This is a genomic window from Pelobacter propionicus DSM 2379 (genome assembly GCF_000015045.1).
Lineage (GTDB): Bacteria > Desulfobacterota > Desulfuromonadia > Geobacterales > Pseudopelobacteraceae > Pseudopelobacter > Pseudopelobacter propionicus.
In genome coordinates this window covers 2964182-2983793 of sequence record NC_008609.1, presented here as the reverse complement: position 1 = coordinate 2983793, position 19612 = coordinate 2964182, and the positions used below count along the sequence as shown (strand labels likewise).

Genomic DNA, 19612 nt, shown 5'->3' with positions numbered 1-19612 from the left:
CGATGAAGATACGTATTGTTGAGGATGAACGTGCCCATGCCGAGGCTATCTCCCGTTCGTTCGGAGCCGCGCTTCCCGATGCGAGGGTCAGCATTTGCGCCACGCTGGCCGAGTATCGGGCCGGCCTGGCGAGCGATCCTCCCGACATCGTGCTGATCGATCTGAACCTGCCCGACGGCAGTGCCCTGGAGGCCCTGACCTGTCCCGCGGAGGAGGGAGCCTTTCCCCTTCTGATCATGACTGCCCATGGCAACGAGGAGATGGCCGTGGCTGCCATGAAGGCCGGCGCCCTGGATTACATCGTCAAATCGGCCCAGGCCTTCGCATGCATGCCCCAAACCGTTGAACGGGCATTGCGCGAGTGGAACCTGCTCCGGAAGCACCGCCAGGCCGAACTGTCCCTGTGCGAAAGCGAGAGCCGCTTCCGCCGAATCCTGCAGGAAATACCCTCCATCGCCTTCAAGGGCTACGGTGTCGACGGCACGGTGCGTTACTGGAACCTGGCTTCCGAACTGTTCTACGGCTATAGCGCCGGGGAGGCCATCGGCCGCAACCTGCTGGACCTGGTCATCCCCGAGGGGATGCGCGCGGAGGAAAAACGGCGCATGCTCCGCATGGCGGAAACGGGGCGGGCGGATCCTCCCTCCGAGCAGTGTCTGCTGCGCAGGGATGGGTCGCGCATAACGGTGCTCTCATGTCATGCCGTTGTGCGCAGGCCGGGGGAAGCCCCTGAACTATACGGTTTGGACATCGACATAAGCGAGCGCAAGATCAACGAAGAACAGCTGGAGTACCTGGCCACCCACGACGAACTGACCGGGCTGGCCAATCGGGCGCTTTTTCATGACCGGCTTGAACAGTCACTGCACTATGCCAAACGTTCCGGCCGCATCGTTGCCGTGCTGCTCTTGGACCTGGACCGTTTCAAGATCATCAACGACAGCCTCGGGCATTCCTTCGGCGACAGGCTGCTCAGCGCTGTTGCCCAGCGCCTGGATCGGGTCGTGCGCGATACGGATACCGTGGCCCGACTGGGAGGCGACGAGTTCGTCCTGCTCCTGGCGGAAGTGACCGAGCCCGACGACGTGGGGCTGCTTGCGTCCCGGATTCTGCACGAACTGGCGGTCCCCCACCGGATAGAGGGGCGGGAGATCGTCATGAGCGCCAGCCTGGGCATCAGCCTCTACCCCAAGGACAGCGGTGACGGCTCCACCCTGATACGCAATGCCGATATAGCCATGTACCGTGCCAAACAGGAAGGGGGAGGGGTTTTCTCGTTTTACGCGCCGGAGATGAACCAGCGGGCCATGGAAACCATGGAGATCGAAAGCGCCCTGCGCCTGGCGCTGGAGCGGGGGGAATTCACCCTGTACTATCAGCCCAAGGTGGATCTGGCCAGCGGTCGCATCAGCGGCTGCGAGGCCCTGATCCGCTGGCTGCATCCCCGGCGGGGAGTGGTGGCGCCGGCCGACTTCATCCCCCTGGCCGAGGAGACCGGACTGATCGTTCCCATCGGCACCTGGGTGCTGAAGGAGGCCTGCCGTCAGGTTCGAGCATGGCAGGCCGAGGGGGTGCCCATAGCGAACGTGGCGGTCAACCTCTCGGCCCGGCAGTTCCGCACGGGGGACCTGCCGGGGCTGGTGCGGGAGGTTCTCGGGGAAACCGGTCTCGACCCCCATCTGCTGGAGCTGGAGATGACCGAGAGCATGGTCATGGCCGATCACGCCCAGGTCGTAGCGGTCATGGAGGAGCTGACGGCTATCGGTGTTCGCCTCAGTCTGGACGATTTCGGCACCGGCTACTCCAGTTTTGCCCACTTAAGCCACTTCCCCATCAACCACCTGAAGATCGACCGCTCCTTCATCAAACAGATCGTTACCGATCCCAACTCCGCCACCATCGCCACCTCCATCATCGCCATGGCGCACCGCATGCGACTGAAGGCCATTGCCGAGGGGGTGGAGACCGAGGCCCAGCTGGCCTACCTGCGCAAACAGGGGTGCGACGAGATCCAGGGATACCTGCTCAGCCGTCCGCTTCCGGCGTCGGAATATGCTGCTCTGGTGCGCCGGGATGCCGGCTTTTCCTGCCTTTCGGCGGCAGAGCAGGGGGGAGGGCGCACGCTGCTGATCGTCCATGACGAGCCGCACACCCTCGACTCCCTGCAGCGGGCACTGGGCGGCGACGGCTACCGCATTCTCACCGCCAGCGATGCCTTCGAGGGGCTGGAACTGCTGGCAAGGGAGAACGTACAGGTGGTGCTCTCCGACCAGCGCATGGCCAGGATCAGTGGCAGTGAGTTTTTCGACCGGGTCAGGGTGCTGCACCCCGATACGGTCCGTGTGGTCATCGCGGGCCAGGCCGAGCGGGAGGCGGACAGCGACTCGCGGAATTGTGATCAGCCCTACAGCTTCCTGCTGGAGTCGTGGAGCGATGAGCTGCTGCGCGGCCAGATCCAGGATTCGTTCCGCTGGTACGAGACCAATCTCCGCTCCCCGCGGGAAGCCACACTGGAATCTCCCCGCTGCCCCGCTGCCAGGGATGGAGCAGAATGAGCAACCGGTAAGATGCGTCCCGCTCTGCCCTAAAGGCCCTGATTCGTGGAGAGGTGCTTACCCATGTTGCTCGATACCATCACCATGCTGATAGCGCTGGGAGTACTTTGCTGCTCATTCGGCATCGCCATGCTGCTGATCTGGCGCTTCTTCTCCCCCGGACGGCCCATGCTGCTCTGGGCAATCGGCATGCTGAGCTGTGGCCTGGGAAGTTTTCTGGTCGGTCTCCGGGATGTCATTCCGCTCTTCTTCTCCCTGATCGTCGGCAACCTGCTGTTCGCCTTCTTCTTCTGCCTCATCTGGTGGGGGACATCGCTCCATCGCGGGAGCAAAGCGCCCCGCCTCGTCATCGCCGCGTCGCTGCTCCTGTTCAGCGCGCTCTTTTCCTGGTTTGCCCTGGTGAGGCCGGATATGGCATGGCGCGTGGTCGTCATGCGCTCCTTCATGGCGTTCTGGCTGACCGGCGCCATGTTCTCGCTGGTCACGGGGGGGAAACGATGTACCGGCATGGAAAGGGTGGCGCTGGCCACATTGCTGCTCAACCTGCTGTTCCAGGTGCTGACCGTCGCCATGCAGCTGTCGAGCATGTTCAGTCGTGAACCTCTCCAGGGCAACGCCAACGTGGCTTTCACCGCCCTGCTGTCGCTGGTGGGAGTTGCCGGCTGGGGGCTGGCGGTGATCCTGGTGAAGCTGGAAAAGATGCTGGGAGAGCTGCGGGAGTCGCGGGAACTCTTCGATATGATTGCCAACAGCTCGCCGGCCATGCTCTGGATGTCCGGGCCAGACGGCAAGTGTACCTGGTTCAACGAAACCTGGCTCTCCTTCACCGGCCGCCCCCTGGAGCAGGAACTGGGCGATGGCTGGGCCGAGAGGGTTCACCCCGATGATGCCGACCGCTGTCTCGGCACCTACCGGGAAGCCTTCGAGGCACGTCGTCCCTTTTCCATGGAATACCGTCAGCTCCACCACGGTGGCGACTATCGCTGGCTCCTGGACCAGGGGCACCCACGCCATGACGCCTCGGGGGCTTTTTGTGGCTACATCGGCTCCTGTCTGGACGTACATAATCGCTACCTGGCTGACGAGATGCTCAGGTGCAAGAACGACGAGATCGAACAGTTCATCTACACGGTTTCCCATGACCTGCGCGGCCCGCTGGTGACCATCAAGAGTTTTCTGGGGTATCTGGAGCAGGACATGGAGGCCGTTGATTCCAAGAGGATCGGGCAGGATCTGCATTTCATCCATACCGCCGCCGACAAGATGGAAGAACTGCTCGTGGAACTTCTGGAACTGTCGCGCATCGGCCGGCGGGAGAATCCGGCGCAGCGGATGACGTTCCGGGAACTGGCCAGTGAGTCGTTGTCGCTGCTGGCGGGGCACATCGTCGACCAGAGGGTGGGGGTGCGCGTGGCGGACGTGGATCAGCCGTTGATGGGTGATCGGCCACGGCTGGTCCAGATCTGGCAGAACCTTTTGGACAATGCCGTCAAGTACATGGGCGACCAGCCGGCCCCCCTGATCGAACTGGGCATTGCGCGTCAGGAGGGAGAGGTTATCTTCTTTGTCAGGGATAACGGCATCGGCATTGCTCCGGAGTATCAGGGTAGGGTATTCGGCATGTTCGACAAGCTGGATCAGCAGAGTGTCGGTGTTGGGTTGGGATTGGCCATGGTCAAGCGGATCGTGGAAAAATACAACGGCAGGATCTGGGTGGATTCGCCGGGCAGGGGGAGCGGTTCATGCTTCAGCTTTACCCTGCCGGGAGCGCTCTTGCCTGAAGGAGAACAGTGATGCGGGATGACCCCTTCGTCATTCTGCTGGTTGAGGATGACCAGGCCCATGCCGAGATCGTCAGGCGCAGTCTGGAGGGGTTTCGCGTCGCCAACCGGCTGGAACATGTATGTGACGGTCAGGCAGCCCTGGAGTATCTGGGCGGCCAGGGGCAATGGAGCCGCCTGCCGCATCCCCGACCGCACCTGATTCTGCTGGACCTGCGGCTTCCCAAGGTCGACGGCCTGGAGTTGCTCGGGAACATCAAGGCCGAGCCGAGGCTGGCTTCGATTCCGGTGGTGGTTCTGAGTACATCGGATGCCGATAAGGACATGCTCAGAGCCTCCGAAAACCATGCCAATAGCTACCTGGTCAAGCCGCTGGACCTGGACGAATTCGTCAGGATGATCGGGGCGCTGGGCGATTACTGGCTGGGGTGGAACAAACAGCCGACCTGATTCCAGCACCACGGGATCGGGGATCCGGAGCGAGCAAGCGGCCCCCCTGTGCCGAATTTTGGTTGCAACAAACATTAGTCTGTTATAGGGTTTCCCATGCCTGCTCCAGCCAAATGCCAGCGCCCATCCAGGGGGCGCCAGGGATCGACCGTGAATGTGCGCGTTACCCCGATTCAGAGCCTTGGCGTTGCCCTTGCCTATCTGGTAACGGCGCTGCTCGGTTTTCTGCTCGCCTTTGAGCAGACAAATGCCACGGCAGTGTGGCCGCCGGCCGGCATTGCCCTGGCTGCTTTTCTTCTTTTAGGCCATCGCGTCTGGCCCGGCGTTTTTCTCGGAGCTTTCCTGGCCAACCTTTTCGTGCTCTCCCCCGGTTTTTCTCCATCGATGCCTGCTTTTGTGGCGGCAATGGGCACAGCAACCGGAAATGCCCTGGCAGCCCTGTGCGGCGCGTATCTCGTTCGTCGCTTCATACCCGCCACCTCTCCCTTCGACAGCACTCCTGATGCAGTTCGTTTTATTCTCCTGGCCGCAGTGGCAAGTCCGCTGATCAGCGCGACCATTGGAACCGTCAGCTTCTCCCTCTACAGTGGCCATTGGCTGCGTTACGGCCAGATCTGGCTGACCTGGTGGTTGGGGGACGCGGTCGGTGTTCTCATCTTTGCCCCGCTGTTCCTCACCTGGGAAAAACGCTGCTCTCTTCTCCGGGACAAGAAGAGGATAGGGGAGGCTGTAGCTCTTCTCGCTCTTCTCGTGCTCGTCGAAGCGGTTGTGTTCCTGTTGAACATCCCGGTGGGATACCTGATTTTTCTCATTCTGTTCTGGACAGCCCTTCGCTTCGGACAGTTCGAAACCGCCGTTACCGTCACCTTGGTTATGCTGAGTTTCCTGGCATGGACCGTTACGGGGCTCGGTCCCTTCAGCGTTACTAACCTGAATTATTCACTTCTTTTTCTTCAATCCTATCTGGGTGTGGCATCCATATCCACCCTGCTTCTGTCGACGCTTGTCAATGCCCGCAATCTGGTGGAGGAGGCGCTGCGCGCCTCGGAGGAAAAATTCAGGAACATCTTCGAGAAAGCGCCCATCGGCATATTCCAGTCCAGCATTGAGGGCAGATTCACCAGTGTCAACGGGACCCTTGCCACCATGTTCCGCTACTCGTCTCCCCGGGAGATGATCATGGACGCGCGGGATATTTCACGCCAGCTCTTCATCTGTCCCGACCAGAGGAACGCCATCATAGCCCGTGCGCGCGACTCACTGACCTATGTCAGGGAGGAGATCGCCTACCGCCGCAGGGATGGTTCGGAATTCATCGCCAACCTGTATATGCGGCTGTTGCGCGGCGCCACGGAGAACGAGGCGGATCTGGAAGGTTTCGTGGAGGACATCACCGAACGCAAGCGTGCCGAAGACAGCCTGCGGGTCTATCAGGAAAACCTGGAAAACCTGGTCAGGGCGAGGACGTCGGAGCTTCAGGATGCCAATGAACGGCTGACGAGGGAGATCGAAGAGCGTAACAGGGCCGAGCGGATCCTCATCGAACGCGAGGCGCAGTATCGGGATCTCGTGGAGAGCGCCAACTGCGTCATCCTGCGTTGGCTGCCGGATGGGAGGATCATCTTCTTCAACCGCTTCGCCCAGTCCTTTTTCGGGTATCGTGAAGAGGAGGTCCTGGGGCGCAGCATCATCGGCACGCTGATTCCTCCCGCGGATTCCACCGGCCACGAGCTCACATCCCTGGCAACGGATATCGTTTCCCATCCGGAAGCGTACGCCCACAATATTAACGAGAATCTGCGCAAGAACGGGGAACTGGTCTGGGTTGCCTGGACCAACAAGCCAATCCTCGCACCTGACGGCTCTGTCGCGGAAATCCTCTCCATCGGTATCGACATCACCCAGTTGGTGCATACGGAGCAAGCGTTGCGGCGGACGCTGGACGAACTGGCATGGGCCAAGGAGAGGGCCGAATCCGCCGACCATTTGAAATCGGCCTTTCTTGCCACCATGTCCCATGAGCTGCGCACCCCGCTCAACTCGATCATCGGTTTCACCGGCATACTGCTGCAGGGATTGAGCGGCCCGATCAACGACGAACAGGCCAAGCAGCTCGGCATGGTAAAAAACAGCGCCAATCACCTGCTCTCCCTGATCAGCGACGTGCTGGACATCTCCAAGATCGAGGCGGGACAGCTGAAGGTGGAGCATGAGCCGTTCGACCTCCGCGAGTCGATTCTCAAGGTTGTCCAGAGCGTGCGCCCCCTGGCGGAGAAGAAGGGACTCGATCTCTCCTGCGACCTGGCGGAACAGGTGGGGAACATCAGCGGAGATGCGCGCCGGGTGGAGCAGGTTCTGCTCAACCTGCTCAGCAACGCGCTCAAGTTCACGGAGCAGGGAGGCGTCCGCGTCAGCTGCGGCCGTGAAGGAGACGCCTTCCTGACCAGCGTACGCGACAGCGGCATCGGCATCAAGGACGAGGAGCTGGAGCGTCTGTTCAAACCATTCCATCAGGTCGACACCGGCCTGAGCCGCAAATACGAAGGGACCGGCCTGGGGCTCTCCATCAGCAAGAAACTGGTGGAGTTGATGGGGGGCGAGATCCGGGTCGAAAGCAGTCCGGGGAAGGGGAGCACTTTTGCCTTCACGCTTCCCCTTGAAAGGAATCCCGTATGAAAAAAAAGATTCTCTATATCGAAGACAACGAGCAGAACCTGTATCTGGTAAAGTTTCTCATGGAAAAGCATGGCTATGAGGTGAGCGCGGCCATGGATGGACAGGAGGGAATCGACAGCGCCGCTCAACTGCGACCGGACCTGATCCTGCTGGATATCCAGCTTCCCCACATGGATGGCTATAGCGTTGCCCGGAAACTGCGCGCCAATCCCGATCTGGCCGGGATTCCCATCGTGGCGGTCACCTCCTACGCCATGGCCGGCGACCGGGACAAGGCGCTCAGCGCGGGATGCAACGGCTATATCGAAAAACCGATTAATCCCGATACCTTCATGCGGCAGGTGGAGCAGCATCTAGCCTGCCGGGAAGAGTGAGGTCACGAGCTCATGCACAGCGTTCTGATCGTCGACGACATTGCCGAAAACCGCTATTTTCTGGAGGTGCTGCTGAGGGGGAACGGGTTTGCGGTGCGTTCCGCCGGCAACGGTGCCGAAGCGCTTGAGTCTGCCCGCAGCGATCCGCCGGACCTGATCGTGTCCGACATCCTCATGCCGGTGATGGACGGCTACACATTTTGCCGGGAATGCAAGTCCGACGACCGTCTCAGGCGCATACCGTTCATTTTCTATACCGCCACCTATACGGAGAAGAAGGATCAGGAGTTGGCGCTGAGCCTGGGGGCTGACCGGTTTGTGATCAAGCCCCAGGAACCGGAGGCTCTGCTGTCTCTCCTTCAGGATGTGCTGACCGCTTCCCGTGACGGGGGGAGGCATTCCTCCACGGAAGAATCCCACGGGGGCGAAGGGCTGCTCAAGGAGTACAGTGAGGTGCTGTTCCACAAGCTGGAACAGAAGATGGCCGAACTGGAGCAGACCAACAGGGAGCTGGAGCAGAAAATAGCCGAGCAGAAGCGCACCGAGGAACAGCTGCGCCAGGCGCAGAAGATGGAGGCAATCGGCCGGTTTTCAACGGGGATCGCCCATGATTTCAACAACATTCTGACGGTTGTTGTCGGATATGCGTACCTGGTTCAGATGAAATTAGCCAAGGATGATCGACAACGGGAGTGGATGGATCAGATTCTGGCCGCGGTCGAGCGAGCCAAAAACCTGACCCGCAGCCTTCTTGCATTCAGCAGGAAAGAGGAACTGAAGCTGGAGCTGATCGACCTTAACAACAGCATCAGGAATGTGGAGACCTTCCTCCGCAGAGTCATCGGCGAAGACATTACACTGATGCTGTCCCTTAAGGAAGGAGGCGTCCCCATTTTCGCCGACCAGGGGCATATTGAGCAGGTGCTGATGAATCTGGCCACGAATGCGCGGGACGCCATGCCGAAGGGGGGCATACTCTCCATCGGGACTGATGTCGTGGATATGGATGAGGTATTCATAAAAACGCACGGTTATGGAACAGCGGGGTGGTATGCGGCCATTACGGTGGCTGATTCCGGTATCGGTATGGATGGGGATACCCGGCAGCGCATCTTCGAGCCGTTTTTCACCACCAAGGAAACCGGGCGGGGAACCGGACTGGGGCTCTCAATCATCTACGGGATCGTACAGCAGCATGACGGGTATATTACCGTCTACAGCGAGCCGGGACAGGGCGCAACCTTCAGGATATACCTGCCGCTGGCGCAGGGGGAGGCGAGCAGTGAGTGCGCGTTACCCGCAAAGCCCTTGCAGATGGCACGCGGAAGCGAGACCCTTCTGGTCGTGGACGATGAGGCGCCCATCAGGGAGTACCTGAAGCTGTATCTGACGGAACTGGGATACGGGGTGCTGCTTGCGCGGGATGGGCAGGAGGCGGTCGACCTGTTTCGTGAACAGATGCATGAGATCGACCTGGTGCTGATGGATGTCATTCTGCCGAACAAGAATGGCCGGGAGGCGGCCTCTGAGATCAGAGAAATGCGCAACGACTGTAAAATCATATTTTCCAGCGGTTACCCCCATGATCTCGTCCATGGACGAAGGCTGCTGGACCATGGCGAACATCTGCTTATGAAGCCGCTGACTCCAACCGAGCTGGCCGTGAAGGTCCGGGCTGTCCTGGACGGTGAGGCTGGGGGAGATGTCCCGGTATAAACGCATGGGATGGAACTCTCGGCGCATTGCCGATGGACGGGGAGAGAACAAAGATGGATCCCGAACCAATCCGCATACTTCTGGTCGATGACGAACGGAACGTGCTCCGGTCACTGGAACGGCTCTTTCTGGATGAAGAGTACGAGATCTTCACCGCCGGTTCCGGGGGGGATGGGTTGGAGATTCTGGAACAGCACGGTCCGTTCCGGTTGGTTATTTCGGACTACCGCATGTCCGGCATGCACGGCGTCGAGTTCTTGAGCGAGGTCTGTCGTCGTTGGCCCGATACGGAACGGATGATCCTCTCCGGTTATGCCGACCTGGCCGCCATCGTGGCTTCCATCAACCTGGGGCGGATCTACAAGTTCATCGCCAAGCCGTGGAACGATGATGACCTGCTCTGTACCGTCCGCGAGGCGCTGGAACGCTACGAATTGCGGGCCAGAAACCGTCAACTTGTGACGGATCTGATGGCTGCCAACGAAGAATTGCGGAGAATCAACGACCATCTGAATGACATGGTGGACGAGCGTGTCAAGGAAGTGCTGCTGAAGAGCCGCGCCCTTCACGGTTTTCAGGGCGTGGTGGACGCGCTGCCGATAGGGGTCGTGGGGGCGGACGGATACGGCATGGTCGTCCAGTGCAACGCCCTTGGAGCCGAGATGCTGGGTGTCGATCGAGAAGATCTAATCGGTCGTGACCTGGCTACCATGTTCCCCCGGCATCTGGTCCAATCCATTGTGCAGTTGGATTACAATTCGGGGTGCACATGTTCGGTGGAGTTGCCCAGCGGCGCCTGCCGAGCGTTCCTGACGCGGATTGAACAGGGGGATCAGCGGGCGATCGTAATTGCGCTGATGAAGGATACTATGACGTCCGGAGGAGCCGGATATGGCTATGGATATGGATGAAACGCATCAGGCCGGGCAGGGGCCGATTTCGGTCCTGCTGGTCGATGACGAAGAGTACATACTGACGTCGCTTCGGCGTCTTTTGATGGATGAGAAGGATATGGAAGTCGTTACCGCCGGTTCAGGGGAGGAAGGGCTGAATCTTCTGCCTACACTCGCCAACCTGGGAGTAATTGTATCGGATCAACGGATGCCGGGAATGAACGGCGCCCAGTTTTTGGAAAAGGCGCGGCTTGTCAGGCCGGATGCGGTGCGGATCATTCTGACCGGGTATGCCGATGTGTCGGCTGCTGTTGACGCCATCAACAGAGGGGGAGCCTGGCGTTACATGACCAAGCCGTGGAATAACGAGGAGCTAGCGCAAGCCATCCATGACGCCGTTGAGCTGTATACCCATGAATCCCAGAATCGTCGACTGAATGAAGTCATCAGGCAGCAGAACAGCGAGATGGAGGTGTGGACCGAAAACCTCAAGAAACGTCTGCTGCAGAGTACCTCGACCATTCGTGAGCAGAGCCAAGCGCTGAAAGAGCTCAGCCTGAAGAAGCCGGTGGCAGTTGTTCTTCAGGCATTCGACGGTTTTTTTGAGATCATGGGGGGCTCAAACGCGGTTCATGCCCGCACCGTAAGCACCCTGGTTGCCGATGTTGCCCGCAAGATGGGGCTCGATGCCGAGACCATAACCCGGTTCCGGTTGGCCGCGTTGCTCCATGATACCGGCAAGTTCGGAACCCTGGTCGCTGAATTGAACAAAAGCATGGAGGACATGTCCGAAAGCGAGGCACGGGAATACCGTCGGCATCCGCTTCGCGGCGAAGAGTTGGTCTCCAGGGTCGAAGAGCTCGCGGAGGTCGCTCTGCTGGTACGCAGCCACCATGAAACCTTCGATGGCCAGGGATTTCCCGATGGACTGGAGGGCGAGCGGATTCCCCTGGGAGCGCGACTGATCGCCATTGCCGATCTCATCGAGAGGAGCGCGCGATCGGTGGAAAAACACCGCGCCGATTTTGCGTTGATGACAGCCCGCTTCCACGGCGGGACCCTGCTCGACCCCCATCTGGTGACGAAGTTTCAGGGAATCACCAGGACCATCTATTTCGAGGGAAGGAAATCCGGGCTGGCTTCCGAACTGGAGCTGGAGCCCAAGGATCTCATTCCGGGGATGCAGATCAGCCGTGACGTAGAGAGTGGGGCGGGGGTTCTGCTCATGCAGCGTGGTACAGTGCTGGATATGGCCGGTATTCTGCTCATTCGCAGTCACTTCCACAAGACCCCCTCCCCCCATGGCATTTATGTCCAGGTGACCAGTGACTGATCGCCGTGGGGCGGCTGACGAAGAAGCCCGCGGCAGGTGATGCATTGGTGCGCACCGTCGCACCAATCGAGGAGATCTCCCATGACAACCAGGGTCCTGCTGGTCGATGACGAGAAAAATGTGTTGTCCGCACTCAGGCGCGCACTGTTTGACGACCCCTATGAGATCATGACTGCTTCCAGCGCCGAAGAGGCTTTGGAGATCATGAAGCTGCATTCTTTCAAGGTCGTTATTTCCGACGAACGAATGACCGGCATGCAGGGGGTGGATTTTCTCGCCAGGGTTCGGGTCCTTTCCCCGGAGACGGTTCGCATTCTGCTTACCGGACATGGGACCATGGAAGCCGCCATGAAAGCGGTCAACCTGGGTGGAATCTACCGTTTTTTCACTAAACCGTGGAATGACCTCGAGATCAGGTTCGCGGTCCGCTCAGCCGTCGAGAAGTATGACCTGGAAGAGGAAAACAGGCGCTTGTTGAGCACGATCCGGAGTCAGGCCCTGGAATTCAAGGTGCTGGAGCGGCGTTATCCCGGTATCTCCCGTGTGGAGAAGGATCGTCATGGCAGCTTCGTGCTGCCGGATATTTCCGAGGAAGACGTGGAGCGCCTGATTGCGGAGTGCGACCTGGAAACAGGCGCAAAAGAATGACTCCGGAAAGAACGTGCCGGGTTGATGGGGACCATCCATGATGAACAGCCGGAGCGTTGAAGCAGAGACGGGCAGGATCCTGGTCATCGATGATGACATCCATGTCGGCGCTACCACCGTAAAGATCATTGAAAGCCAGGACCACGGGGTAAGGTATTTTGACAACGGGTCCGATGCCTTGGCCTATTTCCGTAAGGATTGCTGCGATCTCGTGCTGAGCGACGTGAAGATGCCGGGGATGGACGGGGTTGAGCTTTTGGGGCAGATACGGCAACGCGACCCTGATGTTCCGGTCATTCTCATGACCGCCTACGCCGATCTGGACATGGTAATAGCCGCTATCAAAAAGGGGGCGTTCGACTTCATCATCAAACCATTTGATCCGGATTGTCTCATGGCGGCCATAGACAAGGGGGTACAGTTCCGGCGGTTATGTCGACTGGAAAAAGAACAGGCTGCCCGGCTCGAAAAGGCATTGGCGGAAAAAACGAGGGAGCTCCAGGAGCTGCATGCCCAGCTCGTCTTTTCGGACAAGATGGCCACCATTGGTCAGCTCATGGCCGGAATTGTCCATGAGATCAATACTCCTGTCGGTTATGTGGGGACCACCTTGAGTCCCTGGCCCAGTATTCGGGCAGGCTGGTAAAGTTCATCACCTATCTGCAGTCCCTCGTGGAACAGTATCTTCCTGCCGAGCAGCTTCTGGAACTCAGCAGACATCGGAAGAGGGAAAAAATGGATCTGGTGATCGAAGATTGCCCGAACCTTATCAGCGAGTCCCGCGAGGGAATAGAGCGGGTAAGAACCATCATTCTGGACCTGAAAACCTTCTCGCGCAAGGAGGGGGATGCGGCCGAGTCGCTTGACGTCAACCAGATCATTGAAAGTATTATTTCAATCGTCTGGAACGAGATCAAGTATGTGGCCGAGCTGAGACGCGAGTTTACCGAAACCGCACCGGTGTGGAGATCTTCCCTGAAACTGGGGCAGGTCTTTCTGAATCTTCTGATAAATGCCAGTCATGCCATTGACGGGTACGGCAGTATCACCGTCAAGACCTGGCAGGAGGGGGCAGACGTCTGCGTGAGCTTCGCCGATACCGGATGCGGCATGACCGATGATGTCCTGCCCCGCATCTTCGAGCCGTTCTACACCACCAAGGAACCGGGCAGAGGCACGGGGCTCGGCCTGAGCATTTCCGAGGACATCATCAGAAAACATGGCGGCTCCATCCAGGTGCGGAGCGAGCCGGGCAGGGGGAGCACGTTTACGGTGAGGCTTCCGGCCCGGAAGGGTGAGTGATTTCTTTGAATCATAAATGTTACGAACGAGGAGAGGTTCTTCATGACTACCACAGATGAACAGAGCGCTCCCATAATCGTCCCCGACAGAGCCGGCCAGTCCGACGCGCGATCGGCCGTGACGGCCCGGTTTCTCGGACGCATCATCCAGAGCATCGCTGCCCCGCTCTACGTCATCGACAGGTCCCATGCCATCCTCTTCTGGAACAGCGCATTGGCGCAATTGACCGGCAAGAGCAGCTTCCAGATGACCGGCACGAAACTGCACTGGAGCGTCTTTCATACCCGGCAGAAACAGCTGCTGGCGGATCTGATCATCGACGGTGCATGCCCGGCGTCCGACCGCGCCTATCCCCAGGTGGTGCGCCATGCGGACGGAACGCTTCAGACTGAAGGGTGGTACGATGACGTGGGGGGGAAACGACGCTATCTCCTCTTCGAGGCGAGGCCGATCACGGACGACGGCAATACGGTCGTCGCCGCTGTCGAGACCATTCAGGACATCACCGAACGGAAGCAGGCCCAGGAAGTCATGGACGGCCAGCGCCGTTTCTTCCAGGGGATCCTGGAGTCCATTCCGAATCCGGTGTCGTACAAGGACCTCAGTCATGCCTATTTGGGATGCAACAGGGCATTTTCCGAATTTTTCGGAAGAAGCGAAGAAGAGATCATCGGCAAGATGATCTCCGATGTCGTTGCGCCGGAATATGCCGTTGGGAGCACCGAGGCCGACCGGAGGGTGCTGGAAAGCGGCTCTTCTTACAAATACGAGACGACGTTGCCGCGCGGCGATGGCCAGCTCCGCTCCGTACTGGTCACGAAGGCTCCGTTCTCGCTACTCAATGGAGAGTTGGGGGGGACAGTCGGCACATTCGTTGATATTACCGAACAGCGTTTCCTGGATGAACAGGTGAAAGAGGCCAAGCGGGAGTGGGAGGAAACCCTGGACTGCCTGAAGGATTTCGTCATCCTCACCGATGAACTGCACCGCGTGCGGCGCTGCAACCGTCTGCTGTGTGACATGACCGGCAAGGGGTTTGATGAGGTGCTGAATGAAGATTGGCGCGACTTGCTCCCCGATGCGGGGTTCGAGGCCCTGTCGTTCAACGGTGTCAGCGGCGAACTCGTTCATGCCGCCTCGAAACGGTATTACGGTCTCAATATCTACAGCATGACCGAAACGGAGAACGAGCGGGTTACCGGATACGTCATTTCACTCAACGACATGACCGAACTCCGCGCCATGAACGAAGAGCTGAAGCGGACCGCCCAGGAGCTCAATGAGGCGCAGCGTGCGGTGTATCAGCAGGAAAAACTGGCCTCCATTGGTCAGCTGGCCGCAGGCGTGGCCCACGAGATCAACAACCCCATGGGCTTCATCTCCAGCAACCTCACGACCCTGGGAAAGTACCTGGATAAGCTAAGAGCCTTTGAGACCGCCATGATAGGGCTCATGGAGCGTGACGGCAATTCGGAGACCCTCGGCGAACTAAAGGAGCTGCGACGGAACATGAAAATCGATTATATCCTGGGCGATATCCAGGGGTTGCTGGAGGAGTCTCACGAAGGCGCGGAGCGGGTGCGTCGCATCGTCCAGGATCTCAAGAGCTTCTCCCGTGTGGATGAAGCCGAATGCAAGCCGACGTGCATCAACGATTGCCTTACCAGCACCCTCAACATGGTGCGTAACGAAATCAAGTATGTCGCCGAAGTGGAGCTTGACGTCGCCCCCGACCTCCCTCTCCTGCACTGTTATCCCCAGCAGCTTAACCAGGTGTTCATGAACCTGCTGGTCAACGCGGCGCATGCCATCACGGAGCGCGGCGTCATCGGTATCAGGACATTTCGTGATGGTGATGATGTCGTTATCCAGGTTCGTGACACCGGAAAGGGAATCGCTCCCGAGCACCTGACTCGGGTCTTCGAGCCGTTTTTCACCACCAAGGAGGTTGGCAAGGGTACGGGGCTTGGGCTCTCCATAAGCTACGATATCGTCAAGAAGCATGGCGGCAGAATTGAAGTGGAGAGCGCCGTTGGCGTGGGCTCTACCTTTACGATCCATCTTCCTCTCGGCTATCTGGCCGAAACGGTTTGAGCAGGAAAACGTCGCCGGCGCCACTTCACTGAAAGAAAATGACACATGTTTGAAACGGGTAAACAGCATTCAGCGCCATTTGTCAGGACTGTAAGAGGATGCGCCCTTTTCGCGGCCGCCATCGCCTGCGCGGCCTGGGCGGGGCTGGCGCTGGAGATGCCCTGGCTCGCCAGCCTGGGGGAGTCGCTGGTTCCCATGGCGCCGAGCACAGCGCTGCTGTTTATCCTCTACGCCGGGGTGATTCTGCTTGCCACGCGCGGTACGCCGGGACGGCGTCAGGGGCAAATTTTGCTGAGTATCGTCCTGGTGTGTGGGATGATCGCCACAACGCTGCTTGTCCTCTCTCTGAACGGTGTCCACCCCACTATCGAACACCTTGGCGTCACGATGCTTGATACATTGGGCGATACGCCGCTGGGACACATGTCGCCCGTCACCGCCTTCAGCTTTATAACGGTTGCATTTTCTCTGTTCGGGAGGCTGACCGCATCTCCGGAACAGCGCCTTCAGGCAAAAATCTCATTCTGCTTGGCCCTGTCGCTGGTGGCGGGCTGTGCCGTGCTTTCCCTGGCATACCTGCTGGGAACGCCGATGCTGTACGGCGGCGGCATGATTCCTCCGGCCGCGCCCACGAGCCTTGCCTTCATGGTGCTTGGCCTTGCGCTGGCCTTCCTCTCCCTCCCCATCGCCTGGCCCAACGCCGTCGAATCAGGTCTGGAAGGAAAAGGTTCGCCACTGGCGCTTGCTCTTGTGTTCACCCTGTTGGTGGCCGGTATTGTGAGTACCGGTTTCTTCTATCACCACAAACATGAAAAGCTGCATCTGAAGGCGATGGAAAACCAGATTGCCGCCATTGCCGATCTGAAACTGTCCGAGATCACATTTTACCGCGCGGAACGTCTGATCGACGCCAGCACCTATCACAATAACCGCTCCTTTGCGCTCATCGTACGGTCGTTTCTGCGAACCGCTCCGGACCGGCGGGCAGGGCATGACCTGAACATCTGGCTTGCGGCTCTCAAGGCGAGCAGGAACTACGACGGCATTTTTCTGCTGGATGTTCAAGGCATGAATCCGCTTTTCCTGTCCGGGCATGGGCAGCAGCCTTCCGGTTACCTGGCCGGACAGGCCCGTCTGGCGCTGGAATCGAACCGAGTCGTCTTCACCGATTTTTACCGCGACGCGGCTGACGGCGCAATTCACCTGTGCGTCATGGTTCCGCTCTCTGATCCGCTTGCCCCCGGCCGCGCTCTGGCCGTGCTTGCGCTCAGGATCGATCCGGGGCGCTATCTGTATCCTCTCCTCAAACGTTGGCCCCTGGAGAGCGCTTCCGGCGAGACGGCGCTGGTGCGCAGGGACGGCGCCGACGTACTCTTTCTAAGCGAACTCCGTTTTCACAGGGATGCGGCACTGAAACTTAAGACTCCCCTGAAACAGGTCGAGGCCCCCGAGGTGATGGCGGTATCGGGGCGGAGCGGAATAGTGCGGGGGATCAATTTTCACCATGTTCCGGTGGTGGCCGCGCTGCGGCCGGTTCCCCATACCCCCTGGCATCTCATGGCGCGCGTGGATCTCGCCGAGATCTACGCGCCGCTGCGGGAGAGGCTGTGGATTACCGTGGCCCTGGAGTTCGTCCTGCTGCTGAGCGCCGCGATTGGCGTATGGTTTGTCTGGAAACAGCGCAACCTGGCGCATTTCAGGCGCCTGGAACGGGACGCCCGGCTGAACAGGGAGCGGTTGCAATGTCTGGTGAATGTCCTGCAGTATCAGGCGCTTGATATTAAGGACCTGCTGGATTACGCCCTGTCCGAAACGCTCAGGCTGACATCCAGCAGCTACGGATATATCTACTGTTATGACGAGGAAAAACAGCGCTTTATCATTAATTCATGGTCGCACGACGTGATGCCGGCCTGCACGGTTATGGACCCGCACTCCGAATACGATCTGGAAAAGACCGGCATCTGGGGAGAAGCGGTCAGACAGCGCAAGCCGATTGTGGTTAACGATTTTTCAGAACCCAACCCCCTGCGGAAAGGCTATCCCGAGGGGCATGTGCACCTGACCAGTTTTCTGACCCTGCCGATCGTCGATCAGGGCAGGATCGTGGCCGTGGTGGGGGTGGCGAACAAGGAAACCGGCTATGACGACGCCGATGTGACGCTGCTTTCGCTGCTGATGGACTCGGTCTGGAAAGGCGCCGAACGGAAGCGGATGGAAGCCGCCCTGCTGGAGAGCGAGGAGCGTGTCCGGTTGGCGGTCACGTCCTCCAGCCTGGGACTGTACGATTTGGATCTGCGGACCGGCAGTGTCATTGTCAATCCGGAGTATGCACGCATTTTTGGATACGAGCCGGACGAATTTGAAGAGAGCTACGCCCTCTGGTATGAACAACTGCACCCCGACGACGCCGCTCCGGTCAGTAAGGTGTATGAGGAGTCAGCGTCGTCCGGTTAGGTCTTTGCATGGTTCTTTGAGAATGTAAAAAAGTAACAAAATCAGCGTGATGCCACATTTTTTTTGCTTGACTTTTAGTAAAAAATTGGCGGGCCACCATCGTAACTACTTAATATTACACGAGTTACGACATGCGACCTTTCAAGCGACTGAAACAACGACGAAAAGCACGTGCTTTCAAATTGCTTCTTACCCCGGTTTTTGAGAGATTCAAGTCCGATAAACAACTTGAATCCAGGGGGTACCGCCCGTTGCAAATGACCTTTGATGATCAGCTAAAGGCCCTGATTTTCTATCACCTTGAAGAGTTTTCTTCCGGGAGCGAACTGCTGCAGGCTCTGGAACAGAATGACTTTGCCAAGGAGTGCGTTGCTCCCCCCAAGGGGATCAAAAAGAGCGCCTTCTTCGAGGCGATCAATAACCGTGGCCTTGAGCAGCTAAGTGAGGTATTCGGACATCTGGTCAAGCAAGCAGGCAAAGTGCTTCCGGCCGAATACGCTCACCTTGGCAACCTGGTATCCATAGATGGCTCTTTGATTGATGCTGTGCTGTCCATGGAATGGGCTGATTACCGAAGCGGCTCAAAGAAGGCCAAGGCTCATGTCGGCTTCGATATCAACCGGGGCATTCCCAGGAAGATATACCTCAGCGACGGTAAAGAGGGTGAGCGCCCCTTTGTTGACAAGATCATCGACAAAGGCGAAACCGGCGTTATGGATCGCGGGTATCAGTCCCATGACCACTTTGACAAGTGGCAGGCCGCCGAGAAGTTCTTTGTCTGTCGTATCAGGGAGAATACGATCAAGATAGTCATCAGAGAGAATGCCGTCAATCCTGACAGTATTATCTTCTATGACCGGATCGTAATGCTCGGCACCAAAGGCGTAAACCAGACTGAGAAAGAACTGCGCCTTGTTGGTTACCGTGTTGACGGTAAAGATTACTGGATCGCTACCAACAGGTACGACCTGACCGCTGAACAAGTCGCCGAAGTCTATAAGCTCCGCTGGAACATCGAGACCTTCTTTGGCTGGTGGAAACGCCATCTCAAGGTGTACCACCTGATCGCCAGGAGCAAGTACGGGCTGATGGTCCAGCTTCTTGGCGGCCTTATAACCTATCTGCTTCTTGCTATTTACTGCCGGGAGCAGCACAACGAACCAGTCAGCATCACTCGGGTACGGGAATTACGCAACCAAATCGCCAATGAGGCAGCAGAAGAACTAGAGCAAAAACGGATGCGAACACAGCAAAAATCCCACAAAAACAAACTTTTAAAGAAAAAACGACGACATGCAAAGACCTAACCGGAAATTACTGATGAGGAGTACAT

At 58.5% G+C, this 19612-nt stretch carries 14 protein-coding genes; all 14 read left to right on the top strand.

Annotation, left to right across the window (positions count from 1 at the left end; translation table 11 throughout):
- Positions 1 to 2 precede the first annotated feature (2 nt).
- The 14 genes from PPRO_RS13515 (at position 3) to PPRO_RS13450 (ending at position 19586) form a co-directional block, all read left to right on the top strand.
- A complete protein-coding gene (locus PPRO_RS13515; protein ID WP_157040021.1) occupies positions 3 to 2555 on the top strand; it encodes an EAL domain-containing protein in 2553 nt (850 codons plus the stop codon).
- Between the two features lie 63 nt (positions 2556 to 2618).
- Positions 2619 to 4349 carry a sensor histidine kinase gene (locus PPRO_RS19660; protein WP_011736578.1) on the top strand — a complete coding sequence of 577 codons (1731 nt, stop codon included), beginning with the start codon at positions 2619 to 2621 and terminating at the stop codon, positions 4347 to 4349.
- Positions 4349 to 4786, top strand: coding sequence for a response regulator (locus PPRO_RS13505; RefSeq protein ID WP_011736577.1), 438 nt, complete (start codon positions 4349 to 4351; stop codon positions 4784 to 4786). Before PPRO_RS19660 ends, PPRO_RS13505 begins: the two co-directional genes overlap by 1 nt.
- Positions 4787 to 4936: 150 nt before the next feature.
- Entirely contained in the window at positions 4937 to 7462 is a 2526-nt protein-coding gene (locus tag PPRO_RS20325) for an MASE1 domain-containing protein (protein ID WP_198138281.1), read from the top strand.
- Positions 7459 to 7836, top strand: a complete 378-nt coding sequence (locus tag PPRO_RS13495) for a response regulator (RefSeq protein WP_041532335.1) — start codon at positions 7459 to 7461, stop codon at positions 7834 to 7836. Before PPRO_RS20325 ends, PPRO_RS13495 begins: the two co-directional genes overlap by 4 nt.
- A gap of 12 nt (positions 7837 to 7848) precedes the next feature.
- Positions 7849 to 9552: a response regulator gene (locus tag PPRO_RS13490; protein ID WP_049759732.1), complete on the top strand. Its 1704-nt coding sequence runs from the start codon at positions 7849 to 7851 to the stop codon at positions 9550 to 9552.
- A 53-nt stretch (positions 9553 to 9605) separates the two neighbouring features.
- The gene (locus PPRO_RS13485) at positions 9606 to 10463 is read left to right on the top strand and encodes a response regulator (RefSeq protein ID WP_011736575.1); all 858 of its coding nucleotides are present in this window, start codon (positions 9606 to 9608) and stop codon (positions 10461 to 10463) included.
- Positions 10444 to 11778, top strand: coding sequence for an HD domain-containing phosphohydrolase (locus PPRO_RS13480; RefSeq protein ID WP_011736574.1), 1335 nt, complete (start codon positions 10444 to 10446; stop codon positions 11776 to 11778). The genes PPRO_RS13485 and PPRO_RS13480 overlap by 20 nt, the downstream gene beginning before the upstream one ends.
- Before the next feature lie 81 nt (positions 11779 to 11859).
- Positions 11860 to 12426 carry a response regulator gene (locus PPRO_RS13475; RefSeq protein WP_011736573.1) on the top strand — a complete coding sequence of 189 codons (567 nt, stop codon included), beginning with the start codon at positions 11860 to 11862 and terminating at the stop codon, positions 12424 to 12426.
- Positions 12427 to 12463: 37 nt separating this feature from the next.
- Positions 12464 to 13072 (top strand): sigma-54-dependent transcriptional regulator, encoded by a 609-nt coding sequence (locus PPRO_RS13470; protein WP_049759731.1) that lies wholly within the window; start codon positions 12464 to 12466, stop codon positions 13070 to 13072.
- A 26-nt stretch (positions 13073 to 13098) separates the two neighbouring features.
- On the top strand, positions 13099 to 13728 hold the full coding sequence (locus PPRO_RS13465; protein ID WP_157040020.1) for a sensor histidine kinase: 630 nt from the start codon (positions 13099 to 13101) through the stop codon (positions 13726 to 13728).
- Positions 13729 to 13770: 42 nt separating this feature from the next.
- Entirely contained in the window at positions 13771 to 15822 is a 2052-nt protein-coding gene (locus PPRO_RS19655; RefSeq protein ID WP_011736572.1) for a PAS domain-containing sensor histidine kinase, read from the top strand.
- Between the two features lie 45 nt (positions 15823 to 15867).
- On the top strand, positions 15868 to 18279 hold the full coding sequence (locus PPRO_RS13455; RefSeq protein ID WP_011736571.1) for a GAF domain-containing protein: 2412 nt from the start codon (positions 15868 to 15870) through the stop codon (positions 18277 to 18279).
- A 131-nt stretch (positions 18280 to 18410) separates the two neighbouring features.
- Entirely contained in the window at positions 18411 to 19586 is a 1176-nt protein-coding gene (locus PPRO_RS13450; protein WP_011735659.1) for an IS4-like element ISPepr3 family transposase, read from the top strand.
- Positions 19587 to 19612 lie beyond the last annotated feature (26 nt).

Coding starts and splice junctions, on each gene's coding strand:
- PPRO_RS19655 (WP_011736572.1), top strand. CDS start 13,771: ATGACTACCACAGATGAACAGAGCGCTCCCATAATCGTCCCCGACAGA.
- PPRO_RS13480 (WP_011736574.1), top strand. CDS start 10,444: ATGGCTATGGATATGGATGAAACGCATCAGGCCGGGCAGGGGCCGATT.
- PPRO_RS13475 (WP_011736573.1), top strand. CDS start 11,860: ATGACAACCAGGGTCCTGCTGGTCGATGACGAGAAAAATGTGTTGTCC.
- PPRO_RS13490 (WP_049759732.1), top strand. CDS start 7,849: ATGCACAGCGTTCTGATCGTCGACGACATTGCCGAAAACCGCTATTTT.
- PPRO_RS19660 (WP_011736578.1), top strand. CDS start 2,619: ATGTTGCTCGATACCATCACCATGCTGATAGCGCTGGGAGTACTTTGC.
- PPRO_RS13455 (WP_011736571.1), top strand. CDS start 15,868: ATGTTTGAAACGGGTAAACAGCATTCAGCGCCATTTGTCAGGACTGTA.
- PPRO_RS13450 (WP_011735659.1), top strand. CDS start 18,411: ATGCGACCTTTCAAGCGACTGAAACAACGACGAAAAGCACGTGCTTTC.
- PPRO_RS13505 (WP_011736577.1), top strand. CDS start 4,349: ATGCGGGATGACCCCTTCGTCATTCTGCTGGTTGAGGATGACCAGGCC.
- PPRO_RS13470 (WP_049759731.1), top strand. CDS start 12,464: ATGATGAACAGCCGGAGCGTTGAAGCAGAGACGGGCAGGATCCTGGTC.
- PPRO_RS13485 (WP_011736575.1), top strand. CDS start 9,606: ATGGATCCCGAACCAATCCGCATACTTCTGGTCGATGACGAACGGAAC.
- PPRO_RS13495 (WP_041532335.1), top strand. CDS start 7,459: ATGAAAAAAAAGATTCTCTATATCGAAGACAACGAGCAGAACCTGTAT.
- PPRO_RS13515 (WP_157040021.1), top strand. CDS start 3: ATGAAGATACGTATTGTTGAGGATGAACGTGCCCATGCCGAGGCTATC.